At 61.4% G+C, this 7808-nt stretch carries 5 protein-coding genes; 4 read left to right on the forward strand and 1 reads right to left on the reverse strand.

Annotated features, from left to right (window positions below):
* The first annotated feature begins 1032 nt into the window (after positions 1–1032).
* On the forward strand, positions 1033–2421 hold the full coding sequence (locus tag AC1RIF_RS27180; protein ID WP_492604493.1) for an MFS transporter: 1389 nt from the start codon (positions 1033–1035) through the stop codon (positions 2419–2421).
* Between the two features lie 431 nt (positions 2422–2852).
* Here AC1RIF_RS27180 and AC1RIF_RS27185 read toward each other — a convergent pair whose 3' ends face one another.
* Positions 2853–4046, reverse strand: a complete 1194-nt coding sequence (locus tag AC1RIF_RS27185) for an NADH:flavin oxidoreductase (protein WP_492604494.1) — start codon at positions 4044–4046, stop codon at positions 2853–2855.
* 464 nt (positions 4047–4510) lie between these two features.
* On the opposite strand from AC1RIF_RS27185, the gene AC1RIF_RS27190 reads away from it, so the two are divergent.
* From AC1RIF_RS27190 to AC1RIF_RS27200, 3 genes are all read left to right on the forward strand, one after another.
* Positions 4511–5665, forward strand: coding sequence for a 3-ketosteroid-9-alpha-monooxygenase, oxygenase component (locus tag AC1RIF_RS27190; protein ID WP_492604495.1), 1155 nt, complete (start codon positions 4511–4513; stop codon positions 5663–5665).
* A gap of 706 nt (positions 5666–6371) precedes the next feature.
* Positions 6372–7208 carry a mycofactocin-coupled SDR family oxidoreductase gene (locus AC1RIF_RS27195; protein WP_492604496.1) on the forward strand — a complete coding sequence of 279 codons (837 nt, stop codon included), beginning with the start codon at positions 6372–6374 and terminating at the stop codon, positions 7206–7208.
* Between the two features lie 253 nt (positions 7209–7461).
* A partial coding sequence (locus AC1RIF_RS27200; protein ID WP_492604497.1) for an ABC transporter substrate-binding protein occupies positions 7462–7808 on the forward strand: 347 nt, incomplete at its 3' end.

The following is a 7808-nucleotide window of genomic DNA, read 5'->3' on the forward strand; positions in this document are numbered from 1 at the left end:
GTTCCTCGCGTCCGACGAGTCCCGCTACATCACCGGCGTCACGCTGCCGGTCGATGCCGGCCACTGCGTGAAGTAGGGGTTCTGCGGTAGCGCTGGACTATCGATCTTGCGCGCATCTGCAGGAAACACCTAACACGACCGGCGACTAGGCGCGGACGATCGAGGCCGCCGTGGCCCCGCACGCTGCACTCGTGGCTGACACAGGTGCGGGCTGGTGGGTTCGTTCCGGGATGGTAAGCCCGCACTCCCGCGCGACGTTCGACACAAGTTTCGTCGAATTCGCATACAGCACTGGTGTTTGAAGGTTTCAGCGCATTCTTGTCGGACCATCTGTATCCGTCGTCGGCCAAGCACTGGCGGGGCACTGTCGACTACGGCCGAGATGCGCTGAGCTGCTGATCTTCGTCGCCCGGATCTCGCTGCCGGCCAACCGGGGTCATACCGCGGACCGTTCTCGTCATCTCCGTCTCGCTCGGGACCACGGTAGCCGCAGAGGTGAGCCCGAGTTTCCTGCATCTCTGCGCAACTCGCCCCGTCCCGGTGTGGCCGGCGCTGTCCGCAGAGCCGTGACCATGAGTCGTTGTGGCTGCAACTGAGGCTTCGTCCGGCTGGGCGGGCCGTCGGTGGATTCCACCGAACCGCTGCTGCTGGTGAGTGACCCGACCGTGAAGTTCCAAACCGACCGAAGGAACTGGGTCACGCCCGTCGAAGGAGCTTCCCTCGGCTGCGGTGACTGGTAAATGCGTTGCGCTGGTTGATGAATCGAGGTTCGGAGGAAGGAGGCCATCCGGATCGGCGCGCCATTCTTGCTACGGCGACATGAGTCGTCCTCGGATCAGCGCGAGGCGGAGGGACCGCGAGTCTCACTGTTCGGGACGCCATATGGTGGCGGCTACTCCCTGCCGGGATGGTGATGGCAGTCACATTCGACTGGATAAGGTTGGAGAAGTACGAATGGTCGATCCCTCTCACGTGGACGTCGCAGTCCGCCCGCCCCAGGCGCAAAATGAACGATCGAGAAGACAGTCGCTCTTGATCATCGCGCTGGCCGCGCTCATGACGGAGGTCATGGCTTTCGAGTTCACTCTGGTCAGCCCTGGGCTTCCTGACATCGCGTCAACCTTCGGTACTCGGCAAGTAGGTCTCGTCATGACCGCGCCATTGTTGGTGGGCGGGGTCGTGGTGCCTGTCCTGGGCAAACTCGCTGACATCTATGGCAAGAAGAAATTGTTGCTCGCTGGCACCACCGCGTTCCTCATGGGAACAGCTTTGTGTGCGGTCGCCCCGACATTTGGCTTGTTTCTCGCCGGGCGCGCTGTTCAGGGGGTGGGACTCGCGGGATCCGTCATCTGTTACGGGTTGGTCCGGGACCTGATACCGCCGCGTTGGGTTCCGATCGGTGTCGGCGGTATTGGTGTGGGCATTGGTGCATCTGCGATCCTCGGACCGCTGCTCGGGGGATGGCTGATCGACAACCAGGGATTTCGTAGTGCGTTCTGGTTCCTGTTCGTTTACGCACTGGTCATTCTCCTGCTGATCGTTGTATTTATGCCGGAGACCACGGTGAGAATCGATCACCGAATCGACTATGCAGGCGCAGCGTTGCTCGGGCTGGGCGCAGCTTCATTGATTGTCGCAGCGATCAGACCTGACCTCCGGCTGGCTTCGTTCGTGATTGGAGCCGTGCTGATCGCGGGCTTCGTTCTAGTGGAACGTAGAATCGAATACCCGCTCATTTCGCTTGAGCTGCTGGCACGTCCAGCTGTCTGGATGACGATGGCTGTCGCAGGTCTGCACGGAGCAATTGTTGGCACGAACGGTGCCCTGATGCCGCAGATGCTTCGAGCTGTGGCAGTTCCGGGAACTAGCGACTCCGGTCTTGGTCTGTCTGCGTCTGAGTACGCCCTGTACTACGGCCTTCCCCAGGGGGTGGCCTCCGCCGCATGTGGCGTCATCGGCGGGTGGATTGCGCGGCGCTACGCGACCAGAACCGCCTTGCTGTTGGGGCTCTGCTGGATAGCGATTGCGTCGGCAGCCATCGCAGTCGGAGCTGCTGACTCCGAAGCCCGCGTGGTGATTCTGGCGATCATCATGGGCGGAGGTGCTGGGTTCTACTTCTCGAGTTCGACCAATCTGGTGATCGACGCAGTTCCGGCCAATACCCAAGGTGTATCTGGCTCGATGAAGTTCACCTCGGAGCAGGTTTCGGGCGCTCTGGCGAGCGCGTTCCTCGGGGCGCTCGTCGGCAACTACGTTCTGGGCATCAATCCCACGACGCAGCAACCAATTCTGTCGATGACAGGCTTCCATCAGGCATACGGGATCTGTGCACTTATCGGCATCATTGCTCTGGGAGTAGCGCTGGTGATGCGCCATGGCCGGCGACCCGCGACGGGTGGAGTATCTCCTGGTCATGGCTGATCTGGATCCCGGGCCGGCGCGTGTCGGTGGAGATTTGTAGCCTTGGGAGGGCGACATTCATCGGGCGCGCACGAGCGAGTTCCATCACGCGTGCACCGGTGATGCCGCCGACGGGCACGGGATCGACGGGCGCGTCATCCCATGGATCGCGCCAGCGCACAATCTCGACGAGTCACGTCTGCCAACGGGCCGATGGTTAGCCGACGCTACAGGCGCTGACGGCATGTCGGTGATCGGACGTCAATGAAGCGGGTTGCTGTTTCAGTGCGCGGCGGAGTCGGTGGCCGACGGCAGTGCCTTTCACTCGAATCGACCATGCAGAATTGCCCCCATCTCAACCTGGAATGGTTTCGACCAGTTGAGATGGGGGCACTGTCAATTTTCTGAACCGAGTGCATCCTCTCCGTCTCGATTACGGCCTCATCGCGCTCTCAGTCGTGGATATCGAGACCGCCGGTAAGGACGCATCGTGCGCCGGTCCGGATTGTCGGCATACATTTGTTGTTGTGATTACACAGCGATTTCTTCGAGTGGTCTGCAACAATCATATTGACCAGATCCGGCTCGCGCAGCAATGCGCGAGCCATGGCGACAAACTGAAATCCCTCCCGCATGGCCAGGTCCATAGCCGCCTTGTTCGTGATCCCTCCCAGGAGTACGAGGGGCATCTTTACTGCAGCTCGAATTTGGCGCGCGTCTTCCAGGAGGTAGGTGTCCTCGTACGGGTACTGGCGCAGCTTGTACTTGCCCACAATCTTGAAGCCAAGCTTCGTGACAGGGCCGTCGAGGGTAGCGCCGAATTCCGGTAGCGGAGTATCGCCCTTGAAGAGATACATTGGATTCAGAAGTGAGCTGCCCGCGGTGAGTTCGAGTCCATCAATCGAACCGTCCTGCTCAATCCATTGCGCCACCTGAATGGCCTCGTCCAGCCAGAATCCGCCCGGGACTCCATCGTCCATGTTCATCTTGGCCAAGATGGCGATCTTGTTGCCGACTGCATCGCGAACGGCCCGGGCGATCTCCCGGGCGAGTCGAGCCCTGTTCTCGAGCGAACCGCCGTAAGAGTCACTGCGGCGGTTGAGCTTTGGGCTGAGGAACGAGCTGGCGAGATAATTGTGCCCGAAATGGAGCTCAACGGCATCGAATCCGGCTTCGATTGCCATCTTGGCTGCGTCAACATGGTTCTCGATGATCCTGGCCAGGTCTGCTACCGTCGCCGGACGCACGAATCGCTGGCTCATCTGGTGGAACATCCTACTGGGCCCGATCGAGGGAACGCCATTTGATTTGGGGTTTGCAACTGGCCCCGCGTGCCCGATTTGAGCCGAAATGGCGGCTCCGTGGTCATGAACAGCAGCCGTGAGTTTGCGCAGTCCAGACATCGCCTCCGGGCGCCAGACGATCTGACCCGCATTGGTTCTGCCGTCGGGCGAGACGGCACAGTACGCCACGGTTGTCATGCCAACTCCGCCTGCGGCCACCGCGGTGTGGAATCTGATGAGCTCGTCGGTCACCAGATCATCGGGGGTCATCCCTTCGTAGGTTGCCGACTTGATCGTCCGATTGCGAAGTGTGATCGGACCCAGCTTGGCTGGCTGCAGAGGGTCGTTCGTTGAATCGATCATGTGGAACCTTCTTCTCTGGGGGCACTTTTGTTCGTGACAAATTGACGGAGGGCCTTGCTTTGCAGTGGTGTCGCGATCGCTATGCGAGTGAAACCGAGCCGTCCGGTCACCGTCAGACTGAGCGCTGGCGCAGTCGGATACTTCACCCTTTCTCGGTAGGTAAGACTCTGAGGAGACTCGGGCGGCGGGCGCAAGCCGGACCACGATGGCGCCGCTGAACAGAGGCAACACCCGCACGCTGCACGCTCGACTTCGTAGTCGGGTTGTTTCGGCTGGGAAGAGTTGGAAGATTCCGGATGGCCACAAACGAGGACAGCCGGTGCGGCACAAAGGTGCAGCGGCAGAGTCTCATCCAATGAGAAATCTAGGCGTCGAAGGTTGCGCGTCGCCTTTAGTGTCGGGTCGATCGGAGAGGGCTGCTTCGCCGCATGCAGCCGGCATCGCTCGAAGGGATGGGCAGAACTGTGACTACAACACCGACCACGGACGATGAGGTCCGCATCATCGACGCCGGCGCCGCGCCGACCAGGTTTGCGCGGGGTTGGCACTGCCTCGGTCTGGCGAAGGACTTCCGGGGCGGGAAGCCGCACGGCATCGAGGCGTTCGGTACGAAGCTCGTCGTGTTCGAGGACAGCGCGGGCGCGTTGAACGCCCTCGATGCGTACTGCCGGCACCTGGGCGGCGACCTGAGCGATGGCACTATCAAGGGCGACGCCGTCGCCTGCCCCTTCCACGACTGGCGGTGGGCCGGAAGTGGCAGGTGCGCGGGGATCCCTTACGCCCGGCGGGTGCCACCGATTGCGCGCACGCGGGCGTGGACGACGATGGAACAGGACGGCCTGCTCTTCGTGTGGAACGACCCGGAGGGTAAACCTCCGCCGGCTGACGTCACGATCCCGTTGATGAAGGAACGGGGCACCGAGTGGACCGAGTGGATGTGGAATTCGATTGTCATCGATACCAACTGCCGCGAGATCGTCGACAACGTCGTGGACATGGCGCACTTCTTCTACGTGCACTTCTCGTTCCCCACGCGGTTCAAGAACATCTTCGAGGGGCACACCGCAATCCAGTTCTACGAGGGTATCGCCCGCGAGGACCTGCGCCCGCCGTCGAACGACCCGATGCGTCCGAAGCTGCTGGGTAGCGACTCGGTCGCGGCGTACCATGGCCCGGCATTCATGATCGACGAGCTGACCTACCGATACGACAAATTTGATGTCGAGTCCATCCTGATCAATTGCCACTTCCCGGTTACGCCCGACAAATTCGTCCTCATGTACGGGGTGATGGTGAAGAAGACCGACCAGCTCCCGGCGGGCGAGGCCGAGTCCATCGCCAAGGACATGACTACCTTCATCGCCACCGGCTTCGAGCAGGACATCGCGATCTGGAAGAACAAGAGCCGCATCAACAATCCGTTGCTGTGTGACGAGGACGGCCCCATCTACCAGCTCCGCCGGTGGTACGAGCAGTTCTATGTCGATGTTGCCGACATCACTCCAGTGATGGTCGAGCGCTTCGAGTTCGAGATGGACACGTCGAAGCCGATCGAGGCGTGGAAGAAGGAAGTTCAGTCAAACATCGCCTCCAAGGCAGCCGCGGCTGAGCCGGTCTGACAATGCAACCGTTGGAATGCTCGCGCTGCGCGAATCGGGTTCTCGTCGAGAAGGATACGTTCCATCACACCGCGATCCGGTGGATGACGGATCCTGACACGCGATGCGCCGAGTTCCGGGCCGGCGGGCCCTCGCGTGCTCGCACGGTTCGTGTCCGGGAATGCGGTGCTCTGCGGAACTCGATCGAGCAGGCGGTCCTCGACGGGCGCATCCATGTCCGTGATTCTGTGTGAGCTCCCATCAGTCGTGATTCTCCGATGCCGTCGGTGTACGCCACGCTGTCGAGCTGGTTCGTTCGCAAGGTAGGGGTGCGGGATTCTGACTGCACCTGGCGAGGAGGTCAATGTGTGGTCGGGCCCGACTGACCATGGTCCGGTTCAGCGGATGGACCGTCTGCGTCGATGATGGCCGTCTACAGTCACAATCTCTGTTTGTCCAGGCTCATGTACCTCCGCTCGTCCGAGTGACTGCCTGCAGGTGGGCGCACTCCCAGAGCCAAGTTCGCCTACAACAGAAGGGGATTCGTAGTTGACAGGTCGCCGCCTGCGAGTCGAGCGGCGCGTGCGTCGCCGAGGGGTGGCGACCCCGGACGTTGCTCTATGTCTGAAGTACGTGGGCCACCAGGCACGTCCCGGGCGTCAGAACCGGCGCCGTACGCGAAGCGCACAAACCGTTGCCCTGGCTGGGGCACGAAAGGAGAATTGAAATGGACGACTTCCTGAACCGTGTGGCCTTGGTCACCGGAGCCGCTCGCGGACAAGGGCGTTCACATGCAGTTGCGCTGGCTGAGCGCGGGGCAGACGTGGTGATTTGCGATCGCTGCGAGGATTTCGCGAGCATCGACTACGCATTGGGAACGAGGGATGACCTGGCTGAGACTGCCCGCCTCGTCGAGGCGGCAGGGCGTCGCTGCTTCGTCTCGCTTGTCGATACCGGGGATCGCTCCGCCATGGAGAATTTCATTGTTCGGGCGGAGTCGGAACTGGGCGGGATCGATATCGCGGTCGCGAACGCCGGCGTGGCAGCTGTATCACCGATTCAGAAGGTGACCAGCGCTCAGTGGGACGAGGTTATCCGAACAAACCTGACCGGTGTGTTCAATACAATCGCTTCGGTTGCACCAGGGATGGTCGAGCGCGGGTACGGCCGGATCGTCACCGTCAGTTCGATGCTTGGACGTTCGGCGGCGCCTGGGCAGTCGGCGTACTGCGCTTCCAAGTGGGGTGTAATTGGTCTGACGAAGAGCGCCGCACTTGACCTGGCTCCCTGTGGGGTCACGGTCAATGCCGTTGCTCCGGGCAATATCTCGACGCCTATGGTGCACAACGACGCGCTCTACAGGCTGATGCGACCGGACCTTGATTCGCCTGACAGGGCGGATGTGGAGCCAACCTTTTCGAAGCTGCATGGGCAGCCGGTCGCATTCCTTGATCCGTCCGAGGTCACTCGTGCTGTGTTGTTCCTGGCAGCGGAGCCCAGCGCCCACATATCGGGAACAGTGGTACCGATCGATGCTGGAGCCGCAGCCAGAGTGTCCGCCTGAGGCATGCACACCTGCAACGTTCGGCCTGCCGAACGTTGCAGGACGGACTCACACTCCGAAGTCGCTTCTGCCAGAACTCCCGGCGACCCGATTGTGTCGACTGAAGTGGGCCGGACGAGCTACGAGCGTGTGCTGCAGGCATTCGTCGATCGCACACCGTCGGAGGTAGTGCCGTAGGCATCTGGCGGTGAATGTGAACCCAGTGTGGATGAGCAGTCAGCGACCTGCAAAACCGAGGAGATACACGACAGTGATGATCAAAAGTGCGCGACTTGCGGCAATCGCTGCAACAGTTGCGCTTCTCTCAGGCTGTGGTGGAGGCGGCACCTTGCCGTCGGCATCCGAGGCATCAGGCGAGGTCGACTCAACTGCGGTACTTCGCGTCAGTTCCGCAGCCCCTACCCGAAATCTGGACCCGTACCTACAAACAGGCTATGGCGGATGGGGCTACCTCACACCGATTTTCGACCGGCTGACGGTCGTGGACGGGAACGGTGATCTCCAGCCGGGTCTGGCGGAGTCATGGGAGTTCGCTCCGGACGGTTCCTATCTGGAGTTGACGTTGCGTCAGGGCGTCACCTTCCACGACGGTGCGCCGTT

It is taken from the genome of Prescottella sp. GW823-FHT02E09, from assembly GCF_058797375.1.